Consider the following 13,871-nt stretch of genomic DNA (forward strand, 5'->3'; position numbering starts at 1 on the left):
AATTATGCTGAAGAGGTATATAAGTAAAGATTGCCTAACATTTGAAAGCCCAATCTCTTATAAAGGTTCACAGAAGATTTCATACAATGTGCTACTATATATTTGCATTCAAGCTGTTTAGCTATCTTTATTCTTTCTAAAACCATTTGGGTACCTATTCCACGATTCCTGTAAATTGGTAAAACTCCATCACTATAAAAACCAGCTACGCTATCTTGAACATAAAGACCGCATGTCCCAATAATTTCATTATTTAGTGTTACAAGAAAAAATCTTAATCTTGAGTTCTTATCATCATAATTTGATAATCCGCGAAAAAATGTGCTGACAATTCCAACGCCATGATAAAAAATTTTAGAAGTGTGTAGATCTAACTGTTCTAAGAGGTTGCTACCATTCACAGCATTTAACCTCAAGTTTGGAATAACATCAGCAGGTAAAAAGTAATTTTTCATATTAAGTAAAGCTTTTTTTGGTGTGCTAACGTGTTTTATTTCACACTTTTCTAAAATATCTCTTATTTTCATATGTGAATTTATTACCCATGTTGCTTCTATATCTCTTGTTCTGAGATAATCTAGAGTTTTTTGTATAGAAAGCTCGGTACATTGATCTCCACAGAACACAAAATTAAATAATGACTCCCTGGTACCATTTATTGTAAATATGATGTTATCAAATTCATCGTGTACTTCCCACTCAGATAAATTCGCTGTGTACAGTATATAATCCTTTAGATTTTGAACAATTAAGCTTGAATAATAAATTTTTTTATCCTGCATACACCAACAATAAACAATAAAAGGCTCCTATAAGAACACAGGCTAAAATTGCAGCTATAACGTCATCTAGCATAATACCTAAAGGACCTTTGGTATTTTTATCGATTAAATTTATAGGCCACGTTTTTATTATATCAAAAAACCTAAAAGAAAAAAAGCACAACAACAATGAAGAACAATTCATCTCTTGGCTTAACAATATCGAAACTAAAAGTATCGTCAGCAATTGACCAACCACTTCGTCAATTACTACCTCTTTTGGATCACATGAAGTCTTGTAATGTTTTATATAATTACCTGTAGACCATAATCCAATTAAGAATAAAAAAGAAATAATTGCTGCACCTAAAATTTTGTTGCTCAGGATTACAGGAACAAGCGGAAAAGAAGCCAAACTACCCACAGTACCTGGCATTTTTTTTACTGTTCCAGACAGCCACCACGTTGATATTAATTTATATAAAAATTTCACAATATATCCAAATACAAAATTAACTTATAAGAACAGAAAGAGTATCCTCTATAGAGGCGCTTTCATACAATAATCTATAGACCGCTTCACATATAGGCATTTTTATCTTTAGCTTTCCTGCTAAATTAAATATGGACTCAGCAGTGCTAAAACCTTCAATCACTGACTTGCCTTCTGACAAAATCTGCTGAACATTAAAGCCATTGTCACTATTACCTATTTTAAACCCAAAAGATAAGTTTCTTGAATTCAAGGATGTGCATGTCATAATTAGGTCACCCAGACATGCTGGCCCAAGTAGTGTATTTATATCCACACTACCGTCACCAATTTTTGCTGAGTATAAAGCCTTAATTTCGCTCATACTTTTCGTAATCAATGCTGCATGAGCATTAAACCCAAGTTTACTACCTAGAACAATCCCACACGCTATAGCAAAAACGTTCTTTAACGCTGCACAAATCTGTACTCCTATAATGTCGTTACTAAACTCCAATTTAACATTTTCTTGTTGCAGCTCTGATACTAGCTTTGAACCTAATGTGTTATTTTGGCATGCAAGAACCATTGAATAGGGTAATTTTCTTGCAACTTCTACAGCAAAGCTAGGACCTGAAAAAATAGCAATAGGATTGTTAGGTAAAATTTCATTTACTATTTCACTAGGTAATTTTAATGTAGACTTTTCTATTCCCTTACAAGCTAAAATTATTGCTACATCTTTTTTCAGATTACAATTATGCAATTGCTGACATACCTTCCTCAGAGACTGAGTGGGAACAGCGAGGATTGTTACTGAAGCATTAATTATGTCTTCAATAGCCAATTTTACTGACACATTATCAGAAATTCGACAACCGGGTAGCTTGTCACTTTCTCTTTTCCCGTTGATTGATTCAAATGTAGTTTCATTGTGAGTCCACAAAATCACATCTTTCTTACTACCTAATGAAATTGCGATTGCTGTACCCCATGCACCAGCACCTAAAATTGATATTGCCACACAATATTCCTGAAAATATTACTTATACTTTAAAATAGTAGGATAAGTAAATTAAAAATATAACACAGACATATAGAATAGTTAAATATTTATTAACCGAAGTATTCTTTTAATAATAGTAACTTTAATTCAATATTTACTAAAAATATTATTACTATCATGGTATGTCTATTATATTTTAGATCTATTTATATAACTTTGGAACAATATATTTACTATTAATTAATAAGTGTAATTTTGATCATTTGTTAATAAAAATTTGATTTATTACTTTCCTTAGTTATATATATTACTAAAATTATAAATTATTTATGGGGTGTAAAATATGCGTATATTATTAATTGAAGATGATCAAGTAAGTGCAAAGACTGTAGTTAACGCCTTAACTTCTGATGGACACTTCTGTGACGTTGTTACTTCTGCACAAGATTATAACAATAATATGGTTTCCTCAAACGGAGATTACTATGACCTAGTTATTTTAGATATACACTTACCTGGTGATATTGACGGATATGATATATTGTTAAGACTAAGAAGTGCAAAAATCAAAGTTCCTGTCTTAATACTTTCATGCATATCCGCTGTCAATCACAAAGCTAAAGGACTCGGGTATGGTGCCGATGATTACTTAACCAAGCCATTTCATAAAAGCGAGTTATTAGCTCGAATTAAGGCCATAGTGCGTCGTACTAAAGGCCATCCTGAATCGGTGATAAAGATTGGTAATATAAATATCAATTTTGATCACAGGGTTGTTGAGGTGAAAGGTAAAACGGTTCACCTTACTAATAAAGAGTATTCTATGATAGAATTGCTAGCACTGCGTAAAGGAACAGTACTAACAAAAGAAATGTTCTTAAATCATCTTTACAATGGCTTGGATGAACCTTCAGATAACAAGATAGTTGATGTTTTTATGTGCAAATTACGTAAGAAACTTGAAAGTGCAAATGATGGAAAAAGCCACATAGAAACCGTTTGGGGCAGAGGGTATGTTCTGAAAGAGTATATTGATGATGATGAATATTCTAATGTTAATGTAGGCGAAAGTAGTGATGGCTATCAAGCAGAACAAGTGAAGGACAACGCATGAAATGCCTACACATTTAAATATAGCATGGCTTATATCGCACGTATCATGTGAACGCCTAGGTGAAATATAAGCCGAGTTCTGTTTATGTAGCTATTTATCTGGAGTAAATGTTACCATTTACCGCATGCGATTTACCCGAGTAGATATGAGGAAAACATAAAATCTACTTCTATTTAATCTTGCTCCTAGTGTTGGTTACTCGACTACCAATGTTGCCATTGCCATGGTGTGCTCTTACCACACCTTTTCACCCTTACCTAAAAATATTTTAGGCGGTAATTTTCTGTAGCCCTATAACTGGAGTTACCTCCGGCGGGCATTACCCGTCACTATTTTTCCTTGGAGCCCGGACTTTCCTCTGCTATGTTTATCACACAACAGCAGCTACTTATTTCACCTAGGAATTATACTTTAACATGAAAATCACAAAAGCAAAAGACAATTTCCTAACAGTCTACATATTAAAAACATTTAGACAAATAGCTAAAGGTGATATTCCGGCACATCATCACTATCCCAAGATAAGCTTTTTTCACTTTTAGACTCCGCTTCAGTTAGTCAAGAGCCTGGTCCACCGCTTGAAGACGATGAGCTACTTCTTGATCGACTACTACTTTCTACTGATATACTATTTAGCACTGTTTCAGATTGATATATAGTTCGCATTCTGTTACCAGTGGTAAAAATTTCTTCATCGCTACTTGAAGATGATCGCCTTCTATAACCCAAATCAGTTAGTTCTAATACAGGAGCAGCATTACGACCCTTAACATATCTATATGCTATGAATCCTATAATTCCAACAATACCTATTGCTCCAACCAAAGATCCCCCTATCATTCCTGCCTTATTAGACCCTATAGCAAGTTGAGTAGGTTGTGGTGAAGAAGTAGACTGAGGAAGTAAAGTCGTGGTGAATATAGGAGTTGTTGACTCTTTTGTTCTAGTACTTGGTATACTAAATACTGTTTGTGTAGTTTTCTCTGAGCTTGTTGTTGGCGCAGTTGGCTCCACTGTTACTGTGCTTGTTTGAGTCGTTGACTCTGTTGAAGGTTTATTCGTTGTAGAAGTAGGTGCAACGGCTTCTGTTGTTGGCTTCACTGTTACTGTACTTGTTTGAGTCGTTGACTCTGTTGAAGGTTTACTCATCGTAGAAGTCGACGCACCAGTCGCTGCTGTAGGTTTTACAGTACTTGTCTCAGTCCCTGAAGTTACTATCGGCACACTAGTTGACGTTGTAGCAACTTCCGTTGTCAATTTAGTAGTCTTCACAGCGTCGGTTTCTGCTGTGCTAGTAATTGCAGCAGTCGGCGTTTTCTTAGAAGTCACAACCGTTTCTGCAACAGTTATAGGAGCCACGGTACTACTAGAAATAATATCTGGCGTTAATCGACCGTTAATGATATTAACAAAATCACTGAGAGTTTTGATGCTATTTGCCGGTATTATTGTTGCTTCAGAAGATTTTCCAGAGCCGTTTTGATTAAAAGTTACAATATTTTCTCCACTTACCGCAGTTACGATAAAACCACCCTGACCGTTGCCTTTAATATATAATTGCTCTATAGGATCTGTAAATTGATAGATAGGAAAATCTGACACTGATCCATTTTTAAGTAGAGTTGCTATATGTAACCTCTGCTCATTAGCTGATTGGTCATTTTCAAGAAAAGCAACTAGATCATTTCCTTCCGTTTGTTCAACATACTGCAAAAAGCTTATTTCATGTTCTCTAGAAAGAGATAGTGCTTTATTATCTATTTGACCTTTTCGATTACCAAGTAAAAAGCCATTAACTCTATCCTTCAGACCCTGAATCACTTTAGCCATATCAAATTTAAAAATACGTGTTTTTCTCACCTCTTGATTTTCCTTAGTAATCCTTTTGCTCACTTGCGAATAAAGCATCGTGTTTCCATTTAATGCCAATTGCCCCTGATTATCAAAATTGAACAATTTTCTTTCTGTAACACCTTTTTCTCCAGTCAATACCTTAAATTTTCCGCTCTCGCTTGACTTTAAGTACCAAGAAACTAAAGTTTGATCCTTTAAGTTATGGGCGATTACAATTACGTCACCATTACCAACTTTCACTGCTCTTGGTTGAAAGTAACTATTGCCCACATTTGCAAGACTATTATTATCAATATTCTTTTGTAATTTTCTTTTATCTAAATGTTCAACTGAAGGAGTATTAACTGATTGTTTAATTCCGTAAGTGTTAAAAGATAAGCCTTTAACGCATTTTTCTCCTTCTTCGCTAATTCCTTCTTCAGGAAAGATAACTCCAACTTTATCTATTTCAGCTGAATCTTCTATTAATGTGAGAGATAATTGATCTTTGAATTCATTTGCTACGCTGATATTTGTACCACATTCGTATGTTTTTGATTGATATAATGGACTAATAAGTAATTTTACTTTACTGCTCCCATTACCATTATCTTGATAGCTGAGTCCGTAAGCAACTCCATTCCCCTCAATTAATTCTACGTTTGTTGGATTAAAACCTATCGCTTCTTTAATTTCCGGTGTATTTGAGTTGATCCGAGCAATCTTCTTAATATAGACATAATTTTATTTAAAATATTAATAAAATGCTATTATGATTACTCCTGTGTGTTAATGTCAATGAAAATTTTAACTAAAATTAAAAAATTAATATAATATTTTATACTAAAAGGTAAATATAAGCTTGAAGAGGGCTAAGAAGCTTTATGCTATTTCTCAAAAAACCAACAATTGCAATCATTGGTTCTACAGGTATAATCTGTTAAAGTTTACACGAGTCTCATGAATGATAGAAAAAGAAGAGCAGTTTAGTTTTACATCAGAAAACCTCAAGAAAGCGGGAAAGTTTATAGAGATGTATCCCAAAGGTAGAGAAGGTAGTGCTGTTATGCCTTTACTATATCTGGTTCAAGAGCAATGCGGATGGGTTTCTGAATCTGCTATGCGTTATGTTGCTGATATGCTGCATATTCCACATATTCGTGTATATGAAGTGGCAAATTTTTACACCATGTATAATTTAAAACCAGTAGGCAAATATCTAATACAAATTTGTAGAACAACTCCTTGCTGGTTGTGCAATAGTGAAGAAGTTTTAAATACCTTTAAAAAAAAACTTGGAATCAATATCGGTGAGACTACTAAAGATAATTTGTTCACTTTAAAAGAAGTTGAATGCCTAGGTGCATGCGTTAATGCTCCCGTTGTGCAGATCAATAATGACTTCTATGAAAATCTTACTCCTGAGAAAGTAGAAAACATCATAACAGAACTTTCAGGCAAATAGATGAAAGAAGAATTTTCATTCAAGAGAATCAAGCAATCAGGTTCTGCAAGAGTTGGAACAATTAAAACTCCAAATGGAAGCGTAGAAACCCCCGCTTTTATATTCTGCGCAACAAAAGCTGCAATTAAAGCTGCAGATATTGAAAGAATAAGTGAAGCTGGTACCCAAATCATACTTTCCAACACCTATCACCTAATGCTTCAACCAGGAGAGAATACTGTTGCAAAACTTGGTGGTTTGCGCAAGATGATAGGATGGAATGGGCCAATGCTAACTGACTCAGGTGGATATCAGATATTTAGCTTAGGCCACGGATCAGTTTCGGAAGAGATAAAAGGAATAAGAAAAAAACAAAAAACTTTGATCAAAATTAATGAGGATGGGGCAATTTTCCGTTCTTACATTAATGGTAAAATTTATTGCTTAACTCCTGAAAAATCTGTACAAATTCAACAGAAATTAGGTGCAGATTTAATCCTAGTTTTAGATGAATGCACTCCATTTCACGTAAGCAAAGAATACACAGCAAAATCAATGCTCATGAGCCACAGATGGGCTGAACGTTCTTTAAATGAATTTGAAAAAAACAATAATGGCAAGCAGGCACTGTATGGAATTAGTCAAGGCGGAGTGTATCAAGATTTACGTAGAGAAAGTTGTGATTTTATCAACGATTTGCCATTTTTTGGTCAAGCAATAGGTGGATCACTTGGTCAAAGTAAAGAGCAGATGCATGATGTAGTTTCTTTCACTATGGACCACCTGAAAAAAGACAGGCCTACTCATTTGCTTGGTATTGGTGGAATTGTGGACATCTTTCGCGGAGTAGAGCTTGGAATTGACACGTTTGATTGCGTGCATCCAACCCGCTTAGCAAGGCATGGTGGCGCACTTGTTAAAGTAAAAAACAGAAATTCTATTTCTTCAAAGTGCAAAGAGCATATTAATTTGCGGAATCAACGATTTGAGCTGGACAACAACCCAATTGAAAGTGACTGTTTATGTTTTACCTGCAGAAAACATTCAAGAGCTTATATACACCATTTACTGAAAGCTAAAGAGCTCCTGGCTTACACGCTCGTTACCATTCATAATATTTTCTTTATGAATAAGTTAATGGCATCAATAAGGCAGGCTATATTAGATGATAGGCTAGATCGGGAGAAAAATAATTGGATTAGTGAGACACCACTACACTGTGAATTATACACCTAGTTCATATTTTTCTACGCTTATTTTATATTCCCTAAAACAGAAAAAGCCTTCCTCTTCCTACTCTTTCTTCCTTGGCTAATCCATAGTTAGCGTTTTTTGCACATGTGCGTTGCATTTTTTAATCTTCTTTAAAAACTTGACAATACATGACAACACTGGTATGTTAAAAATATAGTTTTTGTGAGGTATTTATGGTTAACAATAAAGAAAAACATCAAATAGCGTTTTGCGTTTCAGCCGTTACATTCTTAGCTGGGTTATCATTAATCGCAACTGCAATTGCAGTGGGTACCGTACCTGCTATAGCTGCTTGTCTAGTGATAGGAGGAATTTTGACTGTCTTGTCTGGTGTGCAAGCAGTAGAAAGCTATTTATTTTTACGAAACAGCGAGAAAACTTTGAATAAACTGATAAGTAATATACGCGATGAACCAGAAAGCAAACTTTTTATAGAAAGGATTTTGCAACCGTTCATTGAACTTTTTAGTGAGCTTAAGCAACATAATTAAAGTACACTAAGCTTTAAGCATAGAAACCACTTTATCGTAACTTGGCAATGATTCAATTTCTCCAATTGCAGCTAGAGTGGTTTTTTCATGCTGAGATAACAATTCTTCTGCTGCTTTTTTTACGTTAGCAGTGGTAACTGCACTAATTTTTTCTATTAATTCATTTTTACTGATGTACCTATTATAGTTACCGTAGTAGTGTCCCAATGTTTCAGCACGTGAGCTAACACTTTCGCGTGACATTAAAATTTGGGATTTTACTCGCTCTTTCACTCTATTTACTTCTTCTTCCTTCAGATCATCTGTAGACAACTTCTTCAACTCTGTCGTTATAGATTTTAAAAGCTTATCTAAGTTACTACTGTCTGTACCAGCAAAAATGGAAAACATTCCTGTATTAGTATAGCTGGAATTAAATGAATAAACAGAGTAAGCTAATCCCTGCTTTTCCCTTACTTCCTGGAATAAACGTGATGACATTCCGCTCCCTAATATAGAATCAAGCACTTGAAACGTGTGATATTTATCGTCATGGCGAGAAACACTAGGTAGACCAATTAGCAAGTGTACCTGATCTAATTTACGATGTTCTAAATACTCACCACCAGTACAGCTCGCATTTTGGCTTTTTTTCAGCTTTTTAGAATGAATCTTTGAGAGAAAATCTTTGGTTAATGCAACAACTTCTTCATGTTCAACATTTCCTGCAACGGCAAATAGCATATTCTCACCAAAGTAATGCTCATTTATGTAATTATCTAGATCTCCTCGAGTAAAAGATTTTACAGTATTTTGCGTGCCTAAGATTGACCTACCAAATGGTTGGTCTTTATAAGCTGCCTCAAAATATTTGTCGAAAATAATGTCACTTGGTGAATCATTAGTTTGAAAAATCTCTTGTATTACAACACCCTTCTCACGTTCCAATTCATCTTCTGGAAACGTGGAATTCATCAATATATCTATTAATATATCAATACCAGTTTTTATGTCTTTCTTGAGGACTTTTGCATAATAGGTGGTGCTTTCCCTACCGGTGCTAGCGTTGAAAACTCCACCTATGTCATCAAAAGCTTTTGCAATTTCAAAGGCAGTTCTTGTCTTCGTCCCTTTGAAAGCCATGTGTTCTAAAAAATGGGATATTCCATTTTGCTTTGCACTTTCTGCTCTACTGCCAACACCAACTCGTATGCTTAAAGCTACGGAATCAATATCACGCACCTGCTCAGTTATTATGCGCAGACCATTATCTAATTTTGTTACCCGGGGTATATTCATCTCATATATTCTTCTAAGTTCTCTTCTGCAAAATCCCAATTAATCAAATGATCAAGGAAAACTTTTATGTAGTCAATTCTACGGTTTTGACAATCTAAATAATAGGCGTGCTCCCACACATCCATAGTGAGTAGTGGCACTTGGCCATAAATTATTGGCAAATCTGCATTTGGAGTCTTGGTGATTTTGAGCTTTCCTAACCTACCTTTTTCGAGCACTAACCACACCCATCCACTGCCAAACTGGCTTACTCCATGACTCGAAAATTCTTCATAAAATTTATCAAAGCCACCGATATCGTCTTGAATTTTTTTTGCTAGAAGACTACCATCTTTAGGCTTACCACCACCATTTTTTTTCATTGAATTCCAATAAAAAGTATGGTTCCAAACTTGTGCTGCATTATTAAATATAGGCAAGTTGCCGCTATTACCATGCACTTTTGTTATTAATTCCTCAATTTTTACATGTTGATAACCCGTATTTTCAACTAGCTCGTTGAGTTTATTTAAATATCCTTTATGGTGCTTATCATAATGAAAATCTAAGGTTTTTGCAGATATATAAGGCTCCAAAGCTGTTTTATCGTATGGTAATTCAGGTAAAGTAAAACTCATAAAAACCTCTTTATTTCTAACCTACTTGGATGGTAGGGCAATATATGCTTTTGTGCAACATATAATTAATAGCTAAAACATTTAGGTATCTATTGCATTATTCTAAATTATACTACAATAACGATTATTATATAAGCCATAGAAATGGATTAAATGCAAAAGTTACTTGACACCCTTCGCCAACCCCCTTATCATGAAACTGAAGCTATTGTATTTGCTTTCGCCAATCTGCAGATTAAAAGGTAAGGATTACTTAATGTATCGGCGTCTTATGTTCAATTTTTTGCAGTATATAGATACTGTATGTCTTTACAAAACTTCATCTACATCTAGGTTTTTATCTAAATAAGCTGAACGCGCTTATAAAGCGTTACAAGACATCAAAAAATGCCAATACTCGACAGAGATAGTAAAAGACTAGCTAACTCGGGGATTCTTTGTCTTTTTTTCTGCTTAGTAAATTTCTTAAACATTTGCAGCGTAAGTTAGTTGCAATTAAAAGCGGCTGAATCTCGCTTGTCAAGCGTTTAAAACATAAAAAACGCCAATATTTTAAAGCGGATAATAACCCCAGGGCTTCTTTTGCCTTTTTTTTCATTTGGTAAATTTCTTAATATTTATAGCTAAACAACAACCGTCATCCCGCTACGTGTTAGCGGGATCTATGCTTTGAGATACCGCGAATGAATCGCGGTATGACGGTGTAATGATGGTTAAGTAATTCGTCATTCCGCTACGTGTTAGCGGGATCTAGAGATACCGTGACGGTATGACAAGGGAGAACAGTTGTATTCCTGCACAATTTATTCTCATGACAAAAACGTCTTAACTTTCTCTCTACTTTTTCTGGGTAAGGTCAATTTTGTGAAAAAATGGATTGAATTATAGGCAGATTTGGCTATTATTTGTAATACATGGGTATTAGGTAAAATGTTTAAATTTGATCCTTTATTATTAGCTCGAATTCAGTTTGCCTTCACAATAGGCTTTCACATTATATTTCCTGCTTTCACGATCGGGCTTGCAAGTTTTCTAGCCTTTTTGGAATGGTGTTGGCTTAAGACTGGTGATACACGTTTCCGTGATGTTTATAAATTCTGGATCAAGATTTTTGCCGTTGCTTTTGGCATGGGAGTGGTATCTGGAGTTGTAATGTCATATCAACTTGGTACCAATTGGTCGATTTTTTCTGACCGCATAGCCAATGTTCTCGGCCCTCTATTTTCCTTTGAGGTTTTAACAGCCTTTTTTCTGGAGGCATCTTTTTTGAGTATTATGCTATTTGGATGGAATAGAGTAAGTTCTCGTATGCACTTTGCTTCTACTTGTATTGTTGCAGTGGGAACGCTTATTTCAGCTTTTTGGATTATTGCAGCCAACAGTTGGATGCAAACACCCGCTGGATTCACGATTGGTGAGAATGGTCTCCTATATCCAACCAATTGGTTAGAGATTATTTTTAATCCTTCTTTCCCTTATCGCTTTATTCATATGGTAACAGCAGCCTATCTTACAACAGCTTTTGTGGTTGGTGGTGTAGGAGCATTTTATCTTTGGAGAAAACGACATGCTCCTCAAGCAAGAATTATGCTTGGTATGGCAACCATTATGGTAGCTTTAGCTGCACCATTTCAGCTGTTCATGGGAGATAGGCATGGATTAAATACACTAAAGCATCAACCTGCTAAGATTGCTGCAATGGAAGGTATATGGGAAACCGAAAAAGGGGCTGGCTTACTTTTATTTGCTTATCCGGATCAGCAAAATGAAATTAATCACTACGAGATAAAAATTCCTAATCTTGCCAGCTTGATCTTAACACATGATTTTTTAGGAGAAGTAAAAGGATTAAAGGAATGGAAAAAAGAAGATAGACCACCTGTAGTATGGGTATTCTGGTCCTTCCGTATAATGGTTGGAGTTGGAATTTTAATGATCATAATTGGGTCAGTAAGTGTTATACAGTATCTTCGTGGCAAATTATTCCAAAGTTGTTTCTTACATGGATGGTGGATATCAATGATGCCGTCTGGGTTCATAGCGTTACTTGCAGGTTGGTTTACTACTGAAATTGGCCGTCAACCTTACACTGTATATGGAATTATGCGCACAATTGAATCATTTTCATCTGCGATTACCGGTCCTCAGGTTGCATGGTCTTTGATTGCATTTATCGTTATGTATACCCTTATATTTGGAGCAGGTAGTTACTATATTCTGAAACTTATATACAAAGGAATTCCTGTCATTAAAGAAGAAGAGCAATTTTATAAACACGGTATTGGAGCTTCAGTGATTGATGCTGGTACATCTGGAAAGGACAACAATCATGTTTGATTTTTCTTCCTTAATTAATTTACCCCTAATCTGGGGATTACTAATTGCCATAGCTGTTTTACTGTATATTTTAATGGATGGGTTTGATTTAGGTATTGGTATTTTACTTCCTTTTGCACCGTCAGATAAATGCCGTGATCACATGATAAGCTCAATTGCACCATTTTGGGATGGAAACGAAACATGGTTGGTATTGGGTGGTGGAGGGTTGTTTGCTGCTTTTCCTCTTGCATATTCAATATTAATGCCTGCTTTTTATATTCCAATCATTATTATGCTGCTTGGCCTTATAGTGCGCGGAGTATCCTTTGAGTTTCGTTTTAAGGCAGAAGGAAAATACAGGCGATTATGGGATTATGCCTTTCATTTTGGGTCACTTGGTGCTGCATTTTGCCAAGGCATGATTTTAGGTGCATTTATACATGGTGTAGAAGTAAACGGACGCAACTTTTCTGGTGGCCAATTTGATTGGGCAAGTGCTTTTAGTGTAATGACAGGCATTGCTGTGATATTTGGATATGCACTTTTAGGTTCTACATGGCTCATAATGAAGACAGAAAATATAACACAAGAATGGGCACGCAAGGTTGCTTCTTATACGCTTGGTTTTGTAGGTATTTTCATGGGACTAGTGAGTGTAGTGACACCATTTTTAAATGAACGTATTAAAAACTTTTGGTTTAGCATGCCAAATTTTTATTATTTATTTTCTATTCCATTACTCACATCTTGGCTATTTTTCATGCTGTGGTTTGATCTTCAGAATACTAAACGGGAGTACCGTCCATTCTTTCTCAGTATTGCTATTTTTTTTATGGGATATTTAGGTTTAGGAATTAGTATCTACCCATGGATTATACCTTTTCAATATACCATTCTGGATGCAGCCGCTTCTGGGCCAAGTTTATCTTTAATGCTCATTGTTATAATACCGCTTTTACCAATCATTTTAACTTACACTGGTTATTGCTATTATGTCTTTCGTGGAAAATCAAATTATGAACACACATATTAAGGAGTTAGTGACCTTATGGTTAAAACGTTACCCTTAAATCAAGCAGTCGTTCAGGCAATGGCGTCAACTCAAGAACCTTCATTAGCAAACCCTCCTATGGATTTTCTGAAAAGTTTTTGAGTATATTGTATTTTTAATTTGTAGAATAAGTTTTTTTCCTTTTTGCATGCTAACCAAAAAGGGTTCTGTCATCCTTCTTGTCATATAAGTAGCTTGACGCGGGCATTCAGTTTTCTTTATAATTTTCTT

12 protein-coding genes and 1 other RNA gene are annotated in these 13,871 nt (G+C 35.2%); 6 read left to right on the plus strand and 7 right to left on the minus strand.

The features are described 5' to 3' along the window. Window positions 1-2 precede the first annotated feature (2 nt). The 3 genes from ACICPZ_RS00215 to ACICPZ_RS00225 are packed head-to-tail and all read right to left on the minus strand — an operon-like array spanning window position 3 to window position 2,257. Window positions 3-782: a GNAT family N-acetyltransferase gene (locus ACICPZ_RS00215; protein ID WP_006280097.1), complete on the minus strand. Its 780-nt coding sequence runs from the start codon at window positions 780-782 to the stop codon at window positions 3-5. Next, window positions 772-1,254 carry a phosphatidylglycerophosphatase A gene (locus ACICPZ_RS00220; RefSeq protein ID WP_006279290.1) on the minus strand — a complete coding sequence of 161 codons (483 nt, stop codon included), beginning with the start codon at window positions 1,252-1,254 and terminating at the stop codon, window positions 772-774. The genes ACICPZ_RS00215 and ACICPZ_RS00220 overlap by 11 nt, the downstream gene beginning before the upstream one ends. Before the next feature lie 19 nt (window positions 1,255-1,273). Next, window positions 1,274-2,257 carry an NAD(P)H-dependent glycerol-3-phosphate dehydrogenase gene (locus ACICPZ_RS00225; RefSeq protein ID WP_010962796.1) on the minus strand — a complete coding sequence of 328 codons (984 nt, stop codon included), beginning with the start codon at window positions 2,255-2,257 and terminating at the stop codon, window positions 1,274-1,276. A 325-nt stretch (window positions 2,258-2,582) separates the two neighbouring features. Here ACICPZ_RS00225 and ACICPZ_RS00230 point away from each other — a divergent pair, with 325 nt between their 5' ends. Beyond that, a complete protein-coding gene (locus ACICPZ_RS00230) occupies window positions 2,583-3,353 on the plus strand; it encodes a response regulator transcription factor (RefSeq protein ID WP_010962797.1) in 771 nt (256 codons plus the stop codon). Between the two features lie 51 nt (window positions 3,354-3,404). Here ACICPZ_RS00230 and rnpB read toward each other — a convergent pair. Both rnpB and ACICPZ_RS00240 read right to left on the minus strand, forming a co-directional pair. Then, window positions 3,405-3,754, minus strand: an RNA gene (gene rnpB, locus ACICPZ_RS00235) — RNase P RNA component class A. 157 nt (window positions 3,755-3,911) lie between these two features. Beyond that, window positions 3,912-5,477 (minus strand): hypothetical protein, encoded by a 1,566-nt coding sequence (locus ACICPZ_RS00240; RefSeq protein ID WP_264374205.1) that lies wholly within the window; start codon window positions 5,475-5,477, stop codon window positions 3,912-3,914. Between the two features lie 673 nt (window positions 5,478-6,150). Between ACICPZ_RS00240 and nuoE the strand changes: the two genes are divergently transcribed. From nuoE to ACICPZ_RS00255, 3 genes are all read left to right on the plus strand, one after another. Next, window positions 6,151-6,651, plus strand: coding sequence for an NADH-quinone oxidoreductase subunit NuoE (gene nuoE, locus ACICPZ_RS00245; RefSeq protein WP_010962799.1), 501 nt, complete (start codon window positions 6,151-6,153; stop codon window positions 6,649-6,651). Next, the gene (tgt, locus tag ACICPZ_RS00250) at window positions 6,652-7,866 is read left to right on the plus strand and encodes a tRNA guanosine(34) transglycosylase Tgt (RefSeq protein WP_010082445.1); all 1,215 of its coding nucleotides are present in this window, start codon (window positions 6,652-6,654) and stop codon (window positions 7,864-7,866) included. It abuts the gene before it with no gap. A 191-nt stretch (window positions 7,867-8,057) separates the two neighbouring features. Next, window positions 8,058-8,375 carry a hypothetical protein gene (locus tag ACICPZ_RS00255; protein WP_010082444.1) on the plus strand — a complete coding sequence of 106 codons (318 nt, stop codon included), beginning with the start codon at window positions 8,058-8,060 and terminating at the stop codon, window positions 8,373-8,375. Between the two features lie 6 nt (window positions 8,376-8,381). On the opposite strand, the gene ACICPZ_RS00260 is transcribed toward ACICPZ_RS00255, so the two are convergent. Continuing rightward, complete coding sequence (locus ACICPZ_RS00260; protein ID WP_010962800.1) at window positions 8,382-9,653, minus strand: M16 family metallopeptidase; 1,272 nt, start codon at window positions 9,651-9,653, stop codon at window positions 8,382-8,384. After that, window positions 9,650-10,270, minus strand: a complete 621-nt coding sequence (locus ACICPZ_RS00265; protein WP_264374003.1) for a superoxide dismutase — start codon at window positions 10,268-10,270, stop codon at window positions 9,650-9,652. Before ACICPZ_RS00265 ends, ACICPZ_RS00260 begins: the two co-directional genes overlap by 4 nt. A 930-nt stretch (window positions 10,271-11,200) precedes the next feature. On the opposite strand from ACICPZ_RS00265, the gene ACICPZ_RS00270 reads away from it, so the two are divergent. Together ACICPZ_RS00270 and cydB are read left to right on the plus strand one after the other, a co-directional pair. Continuing rightward, complete coding sequence (locus ACICPZ_RS00270) at window positions 11,201-12,607, plus strand: cytochrome ubiquinol oxidase subunit I (RefSeq protein ID WP_006280502.1); 1,407 nt, start codon at window positions 11,201-11,203, stop codon at window positions 12,605-12,607. Then, window positions 12,600-13,622 carry a cytochrome d ubiquinol oxidase subunit II gene (cydB, locus tag ACICPZ_RS00275; protein WP_010962802.1) on the plus strand — a complete coding sequence of 341 codons (1,023 nt, stop codon included), beginning with the start codon at window positions 12,600-12,602 and terminating at the stop codon, window positions 13,620-13,622. The genes ACICPZ_RS00270 and cydB overlap by 8 nt, the downstream gene beginning before the upstream one ends. Window positions 13,623-13,871: the final 249 nt, after the last annotated feature.

Origin of the sequence: Wolbachia endosymbiont (group A) of Melitta haemorrhoidalis, from assembly GCF_964273365.1 — a bacterium.
GTDB lineage: Bacteria > Pseudomonadota > Alphaproteobacteria > Rickettsiales > Anaplasmataceae > Wolbachia > Wolbachia pipientis.

Bases quoted from the DNA above. Each gene is read 5' to 3' on its own strand.
- ACICPZ_RS00215 (WP_006280097.1), bottom strand. From the start codon at position 782: ATGCAGGATAAAAAAATTTATTATTCAAGCTTAATTGTTCAAAATCTA.
- ACICPZ_RS00230 (WP_010962797.1), top strand. From the start codon at position 2,583: ATGCGTATATTATTAATTGAAGATGATCAAGTAAGTGCAAAGACTGTA.
- nuoE (WP_010962799.1), top strand. From the start codon at position 6,151: ATGATAGAAAAAGAAGAGCAGTTTAGTTTTACATCAGAAAACCTCAAG.
- tgt (WP_010082445.1), top strand. From the start codon at position 6,652: ATGAAAGAAGAATTTTCATTCAAGAGAATCAAGCAATCAGGTTCTGCA.
- ACICPZ_RS00255 (WP_010082444.1), top strand. From the start codon at position 8,058: ATGGTTAACAATAAAGAAAAACATCAAATAGCGTTTTGCGTTTCAGCC.
- ACICPZ_RS00260 (WP_010962800.1), bottom strand. From the start codon at position 9,653: ATGAATATACCCCGGGTAACAAAATTAGATAATGGTCTGCGCATAATA.
- ACICPZ_RS00265 (WP_264374003.1), bottom strand. From the start codon at position 10,270: ATGAGTTTTACTTTACCTGAATTACCATACGATAAAACAGCTTTGGAG.
- ACICPZ_RS00270 (WP_006280502.1), top strand. From the start codon at position 11,201: ATGTTTAAATTTGATCCTTTATTATTAGCTCGAATTCAGTTTGCCTTC.
- cydB (WP_010962802.1), top strand. From the start codon at position 12,600: ATGTTTGATTTTTCTTCCTTAATTAATTTACCCCTAATCTGGGGATTA.